The sequence below is a fragment of the Trinickia sp. Z7 genome, from assembly GCF_056498045.1.
In genome coordinates this window covers 1-979 of record NZ_JAUEQW010000044.1, presented here as the reverse complement: position 1 = coordinate 979, position 979 = coordinate 1, and the positions used below count along the sequence as shown (strand labels likewise).

Here is a 979-nt window from a genome sequence, read left to right as displayed (position 1 = left end):
CCATCATTCCACGACTGCGCGGTCTCATGCTGGCCACGCGTACGGACCACAGATCTTGGTTGTTCGAGTTTGAACGGCGCCTCGTGGAAGCAGGCGGAACCAAAGCGATTCTCGCGGCAATAACCGGATCAGATTTTCGGCTCAGACGCGCCGCGTTTTTCGTCGCTGTAGACCATCAACTTCTGTCGCCCAACGAAACGATAGAGCTTGGTCTGAACTCGGGCGACATAGTGCTTGCAAGAGCCGCGGTTGCCCTGCTTGACCTTGCACCGGCTTCTGACCGAGCTAAGTACCTCGAGCTTGCCGCCGAATCTCCGTTTGGCCCCATACGCCTTGCTGCTCTCAACCATCTTTCGGGCGACAAAAGCATTTCCGATTACGAACCCTTCCTGTGGCGCGCGACACTGGACTCGCAGGGTAGCCTGCGGACAGCGGCGGCCCGATTGCTCATCGAGCACGGTCGAGATGTGTTTGAGCACTGCACCGCGCTGCTCGATGCCGGGCAACTGACTGCCAGGCAAGTCCGTGCAGGTTTGTCACTTCTCGTGGAGCAGCGTGCGCCAGAAATCGTCTCCACGCTTGCGAGGCATGCCGACGACGCACGAGCCGGAATCCGTGCCCATGTGGTTGCCTTACAGGCGAAGGTTCTACCATCGCTCAAAGACGAGATCGCGGCGCGTGCGCTTCTTGATCCGTCCAGACAAGTCCGAAAAACCGGTGTTCGCCTGTGCACTGGTGGGGCGTTTGTCTCTCTGGCTCTGATTAAAGCGGTTCTTGCTCAACATGGAGACTATCGCGCAGCATTAGCGGTCTCCGCGAGAGACAAATGGGATCGCCTCACATGCATCGCGCTCGTTGCAGAACTTCATGTGTCGCGCGAAAACGGTGATCCAGATATGAAGGACGCGCTGAAACGTTGGATCGAAGACCCAACTTCATTGTGGACGAAACCCAGTGGCGAGCACCGCGTGGTTTTGTC

Annotated in this window: 1 protein-coding gene; it reads left to right on the top strand. The window is 57.9% G+C overall.

Going from position 1 to position 979, the window contains the following annotated elements; all coding sequences use genetic code 11:
• Positions 1 to 59: 59 nt before the first annotated feature.
• Positions 60 to 979 (top strand): hypothetical protein (locus tag QQS38_RS25905; RefSeq protein WP_479648185.1); only part of this gene is annotated, 920 nt, incomplete at its 3' end.